Origin of the sequence: Candidatus Microbacterium colombiense (assembly GCA_029203165.1) — a bacterium.
GTDB classification, from domain to species: Bacteria; Actinomycetota; Actinomycetes; order Actinomycetales; family Microbacteriaceae; genus Microbacterium; species Microbacterium colombiense.
This window is the reverse complement of record CP119308.1, coordinates 3598609-3612562: the sequence shown is the minus strand read 5'-3', so window position 1 is coordinate 3612562 and position 13954 is coordinate 3598609. Positions and strand designations below refer to the sequence as shown.

14 protein-coding genes are annotated in these 13954 nt (G+C 69.2%); 8 read left to right on the top strand and 6 right to left on the bottom strand.

What is annotated here, in order from left to right; translation table 11 throughout:
• The first annotated feature begins 12 nt into the window (after window positions 1-12).
• From P0Y60_17555 to P0Y60_17545, 3 genes are read left to right on the top strand one after another with little or no spacing between them, the layout of a single operon-like run.
• Entirely contained in the window at window positions 13-783 is a 771-nt protein-coding gene (locus P0Y60_17555) for a 3-hydroxybutyrate dehydrogenase (GenBank protein WEK61086.1), read from the top strand.
• Window positions 780-1628, top strand: coding sequence for an alpha/beta hydrolase (locus P0Y60_17550; protein ID WEK61085.1), 849 nt, complete (start codon window positions 780-782; stop codon window positions 1626-1628). The genes P0Y60_17555 and P0Y60_17550 overlap by 4 nt, the downstream gene beginning before the upstream one ends.
• Before the next feature lie 13 nt (window positions 1629-1641).
• Window positions 1642-2709, top strand: a complete 1068-nt coding sequence (locus P0Y60_17545; protein ID WEK61084.1) for an alpha/beta hydrolase — start codon at window positions 1642-1644, stop codon at window positions 2707-2709.
• A 125-nt stretch (window positions 2710-2834) separates the two neighbouring features.
• Here P0Y60_17545 and P0Y60_17540 read toward each other — a convergent pair whose 3' ends face one another.
• Window positions 2835-3488 carry an NAD(P)H-dependent oxidoreductase gene (locus tag P0Y60_17540; protein ID WEK61083.1) on the bottom strand — a complete coding sequence of 218 codons (654 nt, stop codon included), beginning with the start codon at window positions 3486-3488 and terminating at the stop codon, window positions 2835-2837.
• A 66-nt stretch (window positions 3489-3554) separates the two neighbouring features.
• Between P0Y60_17540 and P0Y60_17535 the strand changes: the two genes are divergently transcribed.
• The gene (locus tag P0Y60_17535) at window positions 3555-4121 is read left to right on the top strand and encodes a TetR/AcrR family transcriptional regulator (GenBank protein WEK61082.1); all 567 of its coding nucleotides are present in this window, start codon (window positions 3555-3557) and stop codon (window positions 4119-4121) included.
• Between the two features lie 93 nt (window positions 4122-4214).
• Window positions 4215-5840 (top strand): DUF4407 domain-containing protein, encoded by a 1626-nt coding sequence (locus P0Y60_17530; GenBank protein WEK61081.1) that lies wholly within the window; start codon window positions 4215-4217, stop codon window positions 5838-5840.
• A 4-nt stretch (window positions 5841-5844) separates the two neighbouring features.
• Here P0Y60_17530 and P0Y60_17525 read toward each other — a convergent pair whose 3' ends face one another.
• Window positions 5845-6162, bottom strand: coding sequence for a hypothetical protein (locus P0Y60_17525; GenBank protein WEK61080.1), 318 nt, complete (start codon window positions 6160-6162; stop codon window positions 5845-5847).
• A 52-nt stretch (window positions 6163-6214) separates the two neighbouring features.
• Here P0Y60_17525 and P0Y60_17520 point away from each other — a divergent pair, with 52 nt between their 5' ends.
• From P0Y60_17520 to P0Y60_17510, 3 genes are all read left to right on the top strand, one after another.
• The gene (locus P0Y60_17520; GenBank protein WEK61079.1) at window positions 6215-7681 is read left to right on the top strand and encodes a PLP-dependent aminotransferase family protein; all 1467 of its coding nucleotides are present in this window, start codon (window positions 6215-6217) and stop codon (window positions 7679-7681) included.
• Window positions 7682-7690: 9 nt separating this feature from the next.
• Window positions 7691-8188: a hypothetical protein gene (locus tag P0Y60_17515; protein WEK61078.1), complete on the top strand. Its 498-nt coding sequence runs from the start codon at window positions 7691-7693 to the stop codon at window positions 8186-8188.
• A gap of 73 nt (window positions 8189-8261) precedes the next feature.
• The gene (locus P0Y60_17510) at window positions 8262-9275 is read left to right on the top strand and encodes an aldo/keto reductase family protein (GenBank protein ID WEK61077.1); all 1014 of its coding nucleotides are present in this window, start codon (window positions 8262-8264) and stop codon (window positions 9273-9275) included.
• A gap of 128 nt (window positions 9276-9403) precedes the next feature.
• On the opposite strand, the gene P0Y60_17505 is transcribed toward P0Y60_17510, so the two are convergent.
• The 4 genes from P0Y60_17505 to P0Y60_17490 all read right to left on the bottom strand — a co-directional run bounded on the left by P0Y60_17505 (window position 9404) and on the right by P0Y60_17490 (window position 13918).
• Window positions 9404-10318 carry a carbohydrate ABC transporter permease gene (locus tag P0Y60_17505; protein WEK61076.1) on the bottom strand — a complete coding sequence of 305 codons (915 nt, stop codon included), beginning with the start codon at window positions 10316-10318 and terminating at the stop codon, window positions 9404-9406.
• Window positions 10315-11277, bottom strand: a complete 963-nt coding sequence (locus P0Y60_17500; protein WEK61075.1) for a sugar ABC transporter permease — start codon at window positions 11275-11277, stop codon at window positions 10315-10317. The genes P0Y60_17505 and P0Y60_17500 overlap by 4 nt, the downstream gene beginning before the upstream one ends.
• Before the next feature lie 3 nt (window positions 11278-11280).
• Window positions 11281-12591 carry a sugar ABC transporter substrate-binding protein gene (locus P0Y60_17495; GenBank protein ID WEK61074.1) on the bottom strand — a complete coding sequence of 437 codons (1311 nt, stop codon included), beginning with the start codon at window positions 12589-12591 and terminating at the stop codon, window positions 11281-11283.
• Between the two features lie 91 nt (window positions 12592-12682).
• On the bottom strand, window positions 12683-13918 hold the full coding sequence (locus P0Y60_17490) for an aminotransferase class V-fold PLP-dependent enzyme (GenBank protein ID WEK61073.1): 1236 nt from the start codon (window positions 13916-13918) through the stop codon (window positions 12683-12685).
• Between the last annotated feature and the right edge of the window lie 36 nt (window positions 13919-13954).

Below are 13954 nucleotides of genomic sequence, written 5' to 3'. Positions count from 1 at the left end.
GGTGCACAGACGATGACGCCGCCGGGGAACGCCCGCGGCACCGATCTGAAGGGACGGACCGCGCTCGTCACGGGCGCGGCCAGCGGGATCGGTGCCGCGTGCGCCGTCGCCCTCGCCGATGCCGGAGCACACGTTCTGGTCGCGGACCGCGACGCCGACGGCGCCGCCCGGGTCGCGGCATCCGTCGGGGGAGAGGCCGTCGTCGTCGACCTGGCCGATCTCGATGCTCTCGCCGAGCGCACGTTCGACGCCGACATCCTGGTGAACAACGCCGGCATCCAGACCGTGGCGCCGATCATCGACTTCGACCCGCTCGTCTTCCGCCGCATGATCGACATCATGGTCACCGCACCGTTCCTGCTCACCCGCGCCGTGCTGCCCGGCATGTATGCCCGGGGCTGGGGGCGGGTCGTCAACATCAGCTCGGTGCACGGGATCCGGGCGAGCGAGTTCAAGTCGGCCTACGTGACCGCCAAGCACGCGCTGGAGGGCCTCTCGAAGGTCACGGCACTGGAAGGTGCGGCCCACGGTGTGACCAGCAACTGCCTCAACCCCGGCTACGTGCGCACGCCTCTCGTCGAGAAGCAGATCGCCGATCAGGCGCGGGTGCACGGCATCCCCGAGTCCGAGGTGGTCGAGAAGGTCATGCTCGTCGAGTCCGCCATCAAGCGACTGCTGGAGCCGGCCGAGGTCGCGGACCTCGCCCTCTGGCTCTGCGGAGACAGCGCCGCGTCGGTCACGGGTGCCTCGTATGCGATGGACGGCGGATGGAGCGCGCGATGAGCGGGTTGGCGTTGTCGACGTTCGGAGCCGCGGATGCCGGGCCGGCGCTGCTCGCGATCCACGGCATCACGGCGAACGGACGTTCGTGGGACACCGTCGCCGCACACCTCTCACGTCATCGTCTGCTCGCGCCCGACCTGCGTGGGCGCGGGCGCAGCAACGGTCTGCCGGGTCCGCACGGACTGCGGCAGCACGCCACCGACCTCGCCGCGGTGCTCGACGCCGATGGGGGTGGCGCACGCACCGTGCTCGGGCACTCGATGGGGGCGTTCGCCGCGGTCGCGTTGGCCGCTGCGCGCCCCGAGCTCGTGTCCCGTCTGGTGCTGGTCGACGGCGGATTCCCCCTCGCGCTGCCCGCGGGCGCATCCGACGGCAGTGATCTCGACATCGGGGCGCTGCTCGGCCCCGCGGCACAGCGTCTGGCCATGGAGTTCGCCGACGATGACGCCTACCTCGACTTCTGGCGACAGCATCCGGCGTTCCTCGGCGACTGGTCGCCCGCGGTCGAGGCCTATGCGCGCTACGACCTCGACGGGGAAGCGCCGCACCGCCGTGCATCCGCTGTCGCCGCCGCGATGCTGCAGGACGGCGCCGAGCTCTACGGCCCCGAGTGGTATCTCGACGCGCTCCGGTCATTGCGGATGCCGGTGACCGTGCTGCGCGCCCCGCGCGGGCTGACTGACGCCGAGCCGCTGTACGCGCCCGGCGCCCTCGCGGGCTTCCGCGACCTCGTGCCCGGGCTCGAGATCATCGAGGTCGACGACGTGAACCACTACACGATCCTGTTCGCCGATCGCGGCGCCGCATCTGTCGCCGCGGCCGCGATATCCCACCCGAACACCTGACGAAGGAGTCGCCATGTCCACTGCCCTGTTCGACGGCATCCACGCACACCGCGTCGAGACCGACCGCTACACCGCGAACGTGCTCGAGCGTCCGGCGGCCGACGCCGGTTCTCCGAGCGCGACCGTGGTGTTCGTGCACGGCAACGTGTCATCGTCGCACTTCTACCAGCCCACCATGCTCGCGCTGCCGGCCGGGGTGCGCGCGCTCGCGATCGACCTGCGCGGATTCGGCGACAGCGAGGCCGCGCCGGTCGACGCCACGCGCGGACTGCGCGACTTCGCCGACGACGTGCGGGCCGTGCTCGACGCCCTCGCCCTCGACGCGGTGCACCTCGTGGGCTGGAGCATGGGCGGCGGCGTCGTGCTGCAGGTCGCCCTCGATGCGCCGGAGCGTGTGCAGTCGCTCACGCTCGAGTCGCCGGTGTCGCCCTACGGCTTCGGCGGCACGCACGGCGCCGACGGAGCGCGCAACGACGCCGACGGCGCGGGCACGGGTGGCGGCGGCGCGAACCCCGACTTCGTGGCTCGACTCGCGGGAGGAGACACGACCGCGGAGGAGCAGACGTCTCCCCGCACGGTCTACCGCACGGCGTACGTCGCGAAGCCCGAACTGCAGGCCGCGCACGAAGACGCCTGGGTCGCGTCGATGCTCACGACGACGACGGGCATCGACAACTATCCGGGCGACGGCGTGGCCTCGGAGAACTGGCCGGGGTTCGCCGCGGGCACTCGAGGTGTGCTCAACACGATGGCTCCGCAGCATCTCGATCTCTCGGGCATCGTCGATCTCGCGGTGAAGCCTCCGATCCTCTGGATCCGCGGTGAGAAGGACGCCATCGTCTCGGACGCCTCGTTCTTCGACCTGAACCAGTTGGGGCTGCTCGGCGTGATCCCCGGGTGGCCCGGTGCCGAGGTCGCGCCCCCGCAGCCGATGATCACGCAGACGCGCGCCGTGCTCGACAGGTATGCCGCGGCCGGAGGCGAGTACCGCGAGGTCGTGCTCCCGGATGCCGGGCACGCCCCGCACCTCGATGAGGCTCAGGTGTTCGATGCGGAGTTGGCGGCGCACCTCGGGGTGTGAGTCTGCGCTGGGCGGCTTGCTTGAGTTGGCGCCGCGAGTTCGAGTTGGCACCTGTTGTCGTTCTCGCGCACGAATGGCGACAACAGGTGTCAACTTCCTAGACGTCACGGACGCCGAGTTGGCACCTATTGCCGCTCTGGTGCGGGAATTGCGACAACAGGTGTCAAATTCTTGCGGGCATCAGGGGTGGGGGCATCAGGGGTGCGGGCATCAGGGGTCTTGCGGGCGTCAGCGGTCCCGAGGCGCTCGGCGCGGTCGAGCCAGCGGGTGATGGTGGGCTCGGCGGCATCCTTGACCCCCAGCATGCGGTGCGTGCGCACGGAGCGGATGCCGCACAGGCGCATCGTGTTGCGGACGACCTGGGTCTGCGCGGGCAGCCCGGTGAAGGGCAGTGCGAACCACGGGGTGTCCGCGAGCAGCAGCAGGCGTCCACGGCGAGCAGACAGCAGTCCCACCGGCAGGCCGAGCGTCGTGTAGCGGTACTCCTGCTGGGGGAGCAGGGCGCGGTCGAAGAAGCCCTTGAGCACCGCGGGCACCGAACCCCACCACAGCGGTGTCGCGACGATGATGGTGTCGGCATCGTGCAGCGCCTGCTTCGCGTCGATGAGGTCGGGTTCGAGTGTCATCCGCTCGCGGTAGCCGAAGCGCAGGTGCGGGTCGAAGTCCAGATCGCGCAGGGCGAGCACGCGCGCGTCGCCGTGACCTGCGGCATAGCGCTGCGCCAGGGCGGCGGTCAGGGAGCGAGCGTCGGGGTGGCCGTCGATCACGAGAGCAGGCATGTGTGGGTTCCTATCTGGACACTGTCAAGCAGGTGGACACTGTCAAGATAGGAGAGGATGTTGCGCATGTCAAGTTCCAAGGACGGCTACCACCACGGCGACCTCGCCCGCGCGCTGGAGGATGCCGCGATGCAGCTTCTGGAGCGGATGCCGGCGGCCGACATCAGCCTGCGTGAGGTCGCCCGTGCAGCGAACGTGAGCCACAACGCGCCCTACCATCACTTCGCCGACAGGCTCGGTCTGCTCAAGGCCATCGCGGAGCGCAGCATGGCCGATCTTCTGGAGCAGGTCCGAGCCGCGGCATCCGGGGCGACGACTCCGCGCGATGTGCTGATCGACGGCGGCTCCGCGTATATCGGCTTCGCCGTCGAGCATCCGCACGCCTTCGACGCCGTGTACGACCCGACGGTGTGCGTTCCCGGTTCGCCGACCGCCACCATGGCACCGCTGATCTACGGCCTCGAAGCGGTGCTCGCCGACGGAGCCGCTGCGGCCGGGCTCGATCGGGCGGGAGACGTCGTGGCGCTGTGGGGACTGATCCACGGGCTGGGCACACTCGCGGCGGCCGGGCACTTCACGCTCGACGACGCCCTCGCCGCGCACGCCTCGACGGTCGACCGCCTGCTCGGCTGACCCGCGCCCGCCCGGCCGGAGCAGCGCATTCCTGTGAATGGTTCAGGGCACTCTCGCAACGGACGCACAGGCGCACCTCCCTACATTGGTCTGATGCCCTATTCCGCCCATCGACCGGGTCGCTTCGACTCGCAGGGTCGGATCATCCTCGACAGCGACCCGAACGCTGACACGGATGACCTCGACTTCCTGCGCGAGTTCGAGCCCACCGGCGCCGACGATCAGACCCGCGAGACCCCGGTCCCTGCGCCGTCGGACTCGACCCCGGATGCCACCTCTGACTCCGCCCCGGATGCCGCATCCGTGAAGCCGCCGCGTCAGCCCCGCGCCCGTCGCGCCCGCAAGATCCGCACGCCCCGCACCCCCGGATCCCGCGCCCGGACACTCGCGATCCTCGGCGGGGCGGAGGCCGAGATCCTCGATCGCGTGCCCGGCGAGACGCCGCGCTTCGTGCAGATGTTCTTCGTGCTGGCCGGTACCGCTCTGGTCTCGGCGATCTCGATGCTGTTCGCACTGACGACCGGGGTGCAGGCCGCGATCTGGCTCGCCGTGCCCCTGGCGATCGTGTGGGCGCTCATCATCTTCAACCTCGATCGCTTCCTCACCACGACCATGACCTCGACCAGGAACGTCTGGAAGCTCATCGGCCTCGCGATCCCCCGCGTGATCATGGCCGCCATCATCGGCTTCGTCGTCGCCGAGCCGCTCGTGCTCCAGGTGTTCCACAACGACATCGCCCGCGAGGTCGCCTCGACGAACATCACCCAGTCGCAGTCCGATCAGGATGCGCTCGAGACCGGTCCCGAGAAGAAGGCGCTGGATGCCGCGACCGCCCGCGTCGCCGAGCTCGAGAACCAGGCGGCGACGGGAATCGTCGCCGGCACCGATTCGTCGTCGGCGACCGAATCGGCCGCGCAGGCCACGGTCGATGACGTCACCGCGAAGATGACCGCCCAGCAGGCGGTCATCGACCAGGCGCGCACGCTCTACCAGTGCGAGCTCACCGGCGAGGGCGCCGGCACCGTGCCCGGTTGCACCGGGGTCAACGGCGAAGGGGCGAGCTCGGATGCCGCGCAGGCCCAGCTCGCCGAAGCCCAGCAGACCTATGACGCCTTGGCCGCCCAGCTGCGTACCGCCAACGAGGAGCTTGCCGCCGCCGGCACCGCGGCCAAGGAGAACACCACCACCTCGGAGTCGACGAACCGCGAGCAGGCGAACTCGCAGTTGCCCGCCGCCCGCACCACGTATGACCAGGCGCTCGCGGCGTACAACACGCGAGCGGATGCCGTGGCCCAGGGTAACGCCGGCGCGATCGGGCTGCTCAGCCAGATCAGCGGACTGAACCGGCTCAGCGAGAAGGAGCCCACGATCCTGTGGGCGCACATCCTGATCGCGGCACTGTTCTTCATGATCGAGCTGCTGCCCGTGCTGGTGAAGGTGCTCACGAGCTTCGGCGACCCGAGCCTGTACGAGAAGGCCGCGGCGATCCGCAAACAGGTCGCGCTCGACAAGGTGACGGCCGAGGGCTTCCGCGACAGGGCGGCCATCGTGACCGAGCAATCGCAGGGCATCCAGACGGATGCCGGCACCGGCGAACCGCAGACGCGTGCGGAGCGCCGGGAGGCGGCCGAGACGCAGGAACGCGAACGGGCCGAGAAGCGTGCGCAGGCGCAGACGCTCGAGGAGCAGGAGCAGCTGGTCGCTCCGACGGTCGGCTGAGACGTCAGGCGAGCTGAGGAATCCGCTCGGTCAGCCTCGGCAGCTCTCGCGCCTCCTGTCGGTCGAGATCCCGAATCCGGGTGTCGCGGAGCGCAGGGTCGGCGCGGACGGCATCCACGAGCGAGCGGATCAGCGCGATCGTCGACGGGGTGCCTGCCCAGTACGACCCGGTCACCGCTGCTTCGATGCGGGTCAGCGGATGCTGCAGAGCGGGGTCGTGCGCGCGGACGTCATCGCTGAGCCATTCGACGAGCGCGGTAATGGTCCAATCGGGGTCGATTGGTCCAAGAGTTGGCTGAGTTGTCGCCGAAGATGTGTCCATTGGTCCAGAATCGGTTCTCATGAGCACCGATCACAGGGCCAATACTGCGCCAGTGGACCACGGATCGGCCACGAGCGCCGCATCCACGCTCGTGCGCGCCGGAGAAGTCTCCTCCGAGGGTCTGTCGGCCCGACTCGGACGGTGGACGCACGGCGACGGCACACTCGCGACCCGACTGTCGCAGGGCATCGCCGGACTGATCGCCGGGGGTGAGCTGCGACCGGGCGACCGGCTCCCCGCGGAGCGAACCCTCGCCGCCGCGAGCTCCGTGTCACGGGGCACCGTGGTCGCGGCCTACGCCGACCTCGCCGAGAACGGTCTGGTCGAACGGCGTCAGGGGAGCGGCACGCGCATCGCCGGCAGCGCGACACCGGCCGCGTCCTCGCTGCGTCCCGGACGAGGTGAGGCGTTGTTCTCGGCGCTGCCCAACGCGATCGATCTGCTGCGCACCGTGCCGCAGATCCCCGCGCTCGCGGTGCAGCTGATCCGCGACCATCAGCCCCGCCTCGACCTGGCGCTGTTGCCGGAGACCGACCCGGCCGGGCTCCCCGTGCTGCGTGAACTGATCGCGGAGATGTACCGCGCCGAGGGCACCCCGACCACGCCGGAGCAGATCCTGGTGACCCACGGAGCACAACAGGCGATCAGCCTGGTCGTCAACGCCCTCGTCGGCCCCGGAGACGTCGTGCTCGCCGAGGACGTCACCTGGCCGGGGGTCACGGACTCGGTCGGGCTGCGCGGCGGCACGGTGCACGGCATCCCCATGGGCGTCGACGGGATGGACATCGACGCCCTCGAGGTCGCGATCGCGCGACTGCGCCCCGTGCTCATCGCCGTCAACCCGCACCACCAGAACCCCACGGGCACGCGACTGCCCGCCGCCGCACGGCATCGACTGGTCGAACTCGCGGCGCAGTGGGGTGTGCCGGTGATCGAGGACCGCGTGGTCGCCGGCATCTCCTTCGACGGCGTCGTTCCGCCCACTCTCGCCGCAGAGCGGCCGGATGCACCCGTGATCGTCGTGGAGTCGGTGTCGAAGTGGGCGTGGGCCGGTCTGCGGATCGGGTGGCTGCGCGCCGACCCCGTGCTCGTGCGGCGCCTGCGCGGCGCCCGGCAGCTCGCCGACCAATCCACGAGCGTGCCGGGGCAGCTGATCGCCCTCGACCTCATCGCACGTGCCGATGATCTGCGGCGCGAGAACACCCGCATCCACCAGGAGCGACTGCGGCTGCTGGAGCAGCTGATGTCGGAGCACCTTCCCGACTGGCGCTACGACCCGCCCCGAGGTGGACTGTCGCTGTGGGTCGCGCTGCCGCTCGGTTCGTCGGCCGCGCTGGCCCGCGTCGCGGCGACGCACGGCGTCTCGATCGCGGGGAGCGCGGCGTTCGCGGCATCCGTCTCTCCCGACGACCACATCCGCATCCCGTTCACGGCGCCGGACGAGGTGCTCACCGAGGGCATCCGTCGCCTCGGAGCCGCCTGGCGCGAGTACCGGGACGCTCTCAGCGAGCGTTCCTAGGATGACCGCATGACACGGATGCCGCGCCACACTCTCTGGATCTCGATCGCCGGCGTCGTCGCCGTCATCGCGTATGCGGCGCTCGCCGCAGCGCAGATCCTGGTCCTGAATCCGCTGGCTGCCGCCCCGGGGCTCACCCTCGACCAGATCCACGCCGAGATGTCCGATGCCAGCGAGAGCCTGCGGCCGGATGTCGTCCTGTTCATCCTGGGAGTCGGGGTCGCCCTGTCGATCGGGGTGGCCGTCATCTCGATCGTCAGGAAGGCGCCGCCGATCGTGCCGGCGATGTCCATGCTCGGCCTTCTGATGCTCGGGACCTTCGGCTACTTCGTCGCCTCATTCGGAGCGGGCATGGCCCTTGCCGACACCTTCGGCATCAGCGGAGCGGAATACTCTCCTTGGGCCATGCCGCTGTACCTCGTGAGCGTCCTGGCCGCGCTCACCGCGGCGGTCGGAGGCGTCCTGCACGTTCGCCGCGCCCGCGTCGTGCCCTCCGTCGCGGGCTGACGTGGGCGTACTCGCCTGAGACCGGTCACGGCATCCGGCCCTCGGCGGCCCATGCGGCCGGTAGCGTTGGTGCATGGTCAACTATCGCTACCTCGGTAACAGCGGTCTCAAGGTCTCTGAGATCACGTACGGCAACTGGGTCACCCACGCTTCTCAGGTCGGCGACGACGCCGCACTCAAGACGGTGCACGCGGCGCTCGACGTGGGCATCACCACTTTCGACACGGCCGACACCTACGCCAACACGGCGGCAGAGGTCATCCTCGGAAAGGCCCTCGCCGGACAGCGCCGCGAGGGGCTGGAGATCTTCACGAAGGTCTACTTCCCGACCGGCCCCAAGGGCGCCAACGACACGGGCCTGAGCCGCAAGCACATCTTCGAGTCGATCAACGGTTCGCTGCAGCGTCTGGGCACCGACTACGTCGACCTGTACCAGGCGCACCGCTTCGACTACGAGACTCCGCTGGAGGAGACGTTCCAGGCGTTCGCCGACATCGTCCGCCAGGGCAAGGCGCTGTACATCGGCGTCTCGGAGTGGACCGCCGAGCAGCTGCGCGAAGGGCACGCGCTCGCGAAGCAGCTCGGCATCCAGCTCATCTCGAACCAGCCCCAGTACTCGATGCTGTGGCGCGTGATCGAGGGCAAGGTCGTTCCGGCATCCGAAGAGCTCGGCATCTCGCAGATCGTCTGGTCGCCGATGGCGCAGGGCGTGCTCAGCGGCAAGTACCTCCCGGGCCAGCCGGTTCCCGAGGGATCGCGCGCGACCGACCCGCACAGCGGCGCCGACTTCATCAAGGCGCTGCTGAAGGACGAGATCCTCACCGCCGTGCAGAAGCTCAAGCCGATCGCCGAGCAGGCGGGCCTGTCGATGCCGCAGCTCGCGATCGCGTGGGTGCTGCAGAACCCGAACGTCGCCGCAGCGCTGGTCGGAGCATCCCGGCCCGAGCAGCTCGCCGAGACCGTCAAGGCCTCCGGCGTGAAGCTCGACGCCGACACCCTGGCCGCGATCGACGCCGCCCTGGGCGACACGGTCAACCGCGACGCCGAGGCCACGTACTCGACCTCGCCGAAGACGCGCCTGGTCTGAGGCTCGGGTCGCGGCGCCTGCGCGTCGAGACCCCCTCTGCGCACCGAGACCCCCTCCTGCTGACGTCTGCAGGAGGGGGTCTCGACGCTCACCGGGGGTCTCGGCGACCCGAGGGTCGGGCGCGCGGGCTACTCCTTCACGGCGCCGGCGGTCAGGCCCTGCACGATCCAGCGGCTCGCGAGTGCGAACATCACCATGGTCGGCAGGATCGTCAGCACGGCGGCGGCGCTCATGGAACCCCAGTCGATGTTGAACGTCGAGATGAAGCCGTTCAGCGCCGACGGAACCGTGCGGTTCGCGTCCGTGTTCATCAGCACGACCGACAGGAACAGCTCGTTCCAGCAGTTGACGAAGTTGAAGATGAACGCCGCGATGATGCCGGGGGTCATGACCGGCACGAGCACCCGGAACAGTGCGCCCAGGCGGGAGCATCCGTCGATCATCGCCGCCTCTTCGAGCGCATCGGGCACGTTCTCGAAGAACCCCCGCAGCATCACGGTGGAGAACGGGATGCAGACCGCGATGTAGACCAGGATCAACCCGGGCTTGGTGTCGACGAGCCCGAGGTCGGTCATCATCGAGTACAGGGGTCCGAGCGCGATGAACGCCGGGATCATCTGCGTCAGCAGGAACGCGATCAGCACCGCCCCCTTGCCGCGGAACTCGAAGCGGGCGATCACATAGGCGCTCAGCAGGGCGATCAGCGTCGCGACGGCTCCCGCGATGATCGCGACGAGCGCCGAGTTGCCGAGGAACACCCCGAAGGAACTCTGCTGGAACAGGCTCACGTAGTTCTCGAGCGACGGCTCGCTGGGCCAGTACTCGATCGGGAACGAGTTGATCGTGCTGGACGACTTGAACGAGGTCAGCGCGATCCAGTACAGCGGGAAGAGCGTGATCACGAGCCACAGGCCGAGTCCGACGATGCGGATGACACCCCCGACGGTGATCTTGCGCTTCGAGCGGGGAGCCTTGGCGGCGTTGGGGACCGTGATGCGCCGGGTCTCGGTCATCGTGGTGCCGGTCGGTGTCGTGACGGTCATCGCTGGGCCTTCCGCATCGCCATCAGGTAGAACGCGCAGAACACGAACAGGAAGGCCACGACGATGAGGCCGATCGCGCTCGCGATGCCGTAGTTGCCCTGCTGGGTGAAGTTGATCATCCACGTGGTGATGATGTGGGTCTGGTTCGCCGGTCCACCGTTGGTCATGGCGTAGATGATGTCGGGGAAGTTGAAGATCCAGATCACGCGCAGCAACACCGTGAGCAGGAGCGTCACGGAGATGTACGGGATGATGATCGAGAACAGCTGTCGGGCTTTGCCGGCGCCGTCGAGGCTCGCGGCTTCGAGCATCTCGTCGGGGACGGACTGCAGCGCGGCGAGGATCATGATCGCGAAGAACGTCACGCCGTACCAGATGTTCGCCACGATCACCGCGAACATCGCGAGCTTCGGGTCGGCCAGCCACGGCAGTGGAGCGTCGATCAGCCCCGCCTTCATGAGCAGGTCATTGACCACGCCGAACTCGGCGTTGAACATCCAGCGGAACAGCATCCCGATCAGGAAGCCCGAGACCGCCCACGGGAAGAACACGAGCGCCTGGTAGAGCCCGCGGAAGCGGAACCGCTTGCGTAGAGCCAGGGCGATCAGGAAGCCGATCACGAGCTGCGGCACGAGCGAGCCGACGACCCAGAGGATCGAGTTCCACGCCACGACCGGGAACGCCGGGTCCTGGAAGACCGCGACGAAGTTGTCGAAGCCCACGAACGGGGTTGACGTGAGATCCCACAGGTTCCAATCGTGGAACGCCATGCGGGCGCCCTGCAGCATGGGCCAGTACGTGAACCAGCACACGAAGATGATCGCCGGGGCCAGGAAGGCCAGCAGCGTCAGCGCGTGCTTGCCGCGGAACGGCCGGCGGCGCGGGCCGCGGGAGGCCCCGCCGGCCGCTTCTTTCGAAGCGGTGCCGACGGAGCCTCCTTCACGAAGTGCGGATGCCACGGATCAACCCTTCTCCGCGGCGTACTTCTCGGTCCAGAAGGTGTCCCACGAGTCGAGCAGGTCGCTGGTCGACATGTTGCCCAGCAGCACGTTCTGCACGTCCTGGTCGGACTTCTGGATCCACTCGGTCCACCAGCTGACCCCGCGGGGCTGACGTACGTTGACGTAGGTGTCGGGGTCTTCGGTCATGGTGACGTAGCTCGTCCACGGGCCGGTCGAGTAGAAGTCGTCGTCCGCGGCATCCGTGATGATCGGCACGAGGCTGTTCGCCTGCGCGAACTCGGTGGCGGGCTCGGCCGATGAGAGGAACTCGACCAGCTTCACTGCCGCTTCCTTGTTCTCGCTCTTCTCGGCGACGCCCCAACCCGCGACGGCCAGCGGCTGTGCGGCCTTGCCCGAAGGGCCGACCAGGAGCGGCGCGGTGTCCCACTGGTCCTCGGTCAGTGAGGAGTCCTGCACGGTGGCGATGACCTCGGGGTCCTGCAGCAGGAACGCGGTGGTGCCGTTCGTGAAGCCGGCGACCATCTCGGGGTAACCCCACGACACGGCGGAGGGCGGAGAGGCTTCCTTGAAGAGGTCGAAGTAGTCGTCGACGGCATCCTGCGCCTCGGGGGCGGCGAAGATCGTCGAGCCGTCCTCCATCAGGAACGCGTCATCGACGTCGAGGTCGTCGATCGTGTACGCCTCGATCGCGGCGACCACGTTGCTGTTCGCGTTCGCGCCGCCGCGGAAGGCGTAGCCGTAGATGTTGTTCGAGGGGTCCTGGATCTTGCTGGCCTGCTCGAGCAGGTCCTTCCAGCTGTGCGGGGGACCGTCGAAGCCGGCATCGGCGACGAGGTCGGTGCGGTAGAACAGCGACAGGCCGTAGAAGCCGTACGGCACGAAGTAGCTCTTGCCGTCGGCGGCGACCGACGCGGACTGCGCGTTGTCGGTCAGGGCGTCCCAGCCGTCCCACTTCTCGAGGTCGGAGCCGAGGTCGTAGAGCCAGCCGTTGTTCGCGAACGGGCCGACCGTGATGTCGCGGACCTCGAGGAGGTCGACGCCCTTGCCGGACTGCAGCATCTGCTGGATCTTCGCGTCGGCCTGCTCGGTCGGAGGGGAGACCAGGTTGACCTTGATCTTCGGGTTGTCCTTCTCGAACTCGTCGAGCAGGCCGCGGATGAGCTCGGTGCGGGCGGGGTTGGTCAGGCTCTCGACCATCTGCAGGGTGACGGTGCCGTCAGCCGACGGGCCGCTGCCTGCCGAGCAGCCGGTGAGCGCCAGGACGGCGACGGTGCCGAATCCGGCGGCGGTCGTCAAGATCTTGTGCTTCACGATGTGCCTCTCAGTTGTGTGGTGGTGCTGGTGTTCGGGGGTGGTGCGGGGGTGGTGCGGGGGTGGTGCGGTCTGGTGCGGGGCGTGCGGTTCAGGGGATGACGAGGGATGCGGCGGGGCGGATGCCGACGCGCTGCAGGATCTGCGGGATGCAGCGCTCGACGAACGCCTCGAAGTCGGAGGCCTCGGAGTACAGGTGCGCCGAGAGGCGGAAGTAGCCGATGCCGCGGAAGCTCGTGAACGCGGTCTCGACCCCGGTCTCGTCGAGCAGCTCCATGCGCAGCTCGTCGGCCTCTTCGCGCGTGGCGCCGAGTCCGAGCGGCAGACGCACGAGGCGCATCGATGGCACGGGCGAGGGGAGCGGGGTGAGTGGGTCCTCGTCGCCGTAGGGGCGTAGGGCCTCGGCGATGAGCTCGGCGCCGGCATCCGCGATCTGCGCCATCGCCACCCGGGCGTTCGCCCAGCCGAACTCGCTCTCGATGAAGTCGATCGCCGCCGGGCTGCTCAGATACGTCGTGGCATCGATCGTGCCCTGGGTGTCGAAGCGCACCGGATAGGGGTCGTTCGCGGCCCAGGAGTCGATCAGCGGCCACAGCTCGTCGCGGTCGGGAGCGGTGGTGACGAGCAGCGCGGAGCCGCGCGGGGCGCACGGCCACTTGTGCAGATTGCCGAACCACCAGTCGCCGCCGGCGTGGGCGGCCGCATCGGCGACGAGGCCGGGGGCGTGGGCTCCGTCGACCAGAGTGCGTACGCCGCGGGCGGCCGCGTCGTCGGCGATGCGGCGGGTGGGCAGCATCCGCGCGGTGGGGGAGGTGATCTGGTCGATCACGATCAGCCGGGTGCGCGGGGTGACCGCGTCGGCGAAGAGCTGCACGATCTCGTCGTCCGAGGCGAGCAGCGGCAGCGCGACCGTGCGCACGCTCGCGCCGAAGCGGCGGGCGAGGCGCTGCGCACCCATCGTGATCGCGCCGTAGCCCTGGTCGGTCACGAGGATCTCGTCGCCGGCCTCGAGCTGCAGGGCGTTGTAGACGACGGTCGCCGCAGCCGAGGCGTTCGGCACGAAGACGGTGTCTTCCGGGCGGGCTCCGACGAAGGGCGCCGTGCGTGCGCGGGCTTCGCCGACGCGCTCGCCGATGCGGGGGAACCACTCGACGGGACTGAGGTCGGCCCGGCGGCGGAGGGCGTCCTGGTGGGCGACGACGGCGGTGGGGACCGCACCGAACGACCCGTGGTTCAGGTGGATGACGGCGGGGTCGAGCGGCCACGCGTCCCGCGCCCTGACGCCGGAGTTCAGCGTGAGCGGTGCGGGGAAGGGGAGTGCGGGCATGGATCCTCATCGGGGAGTCGGGCGAGTTGTTGCACA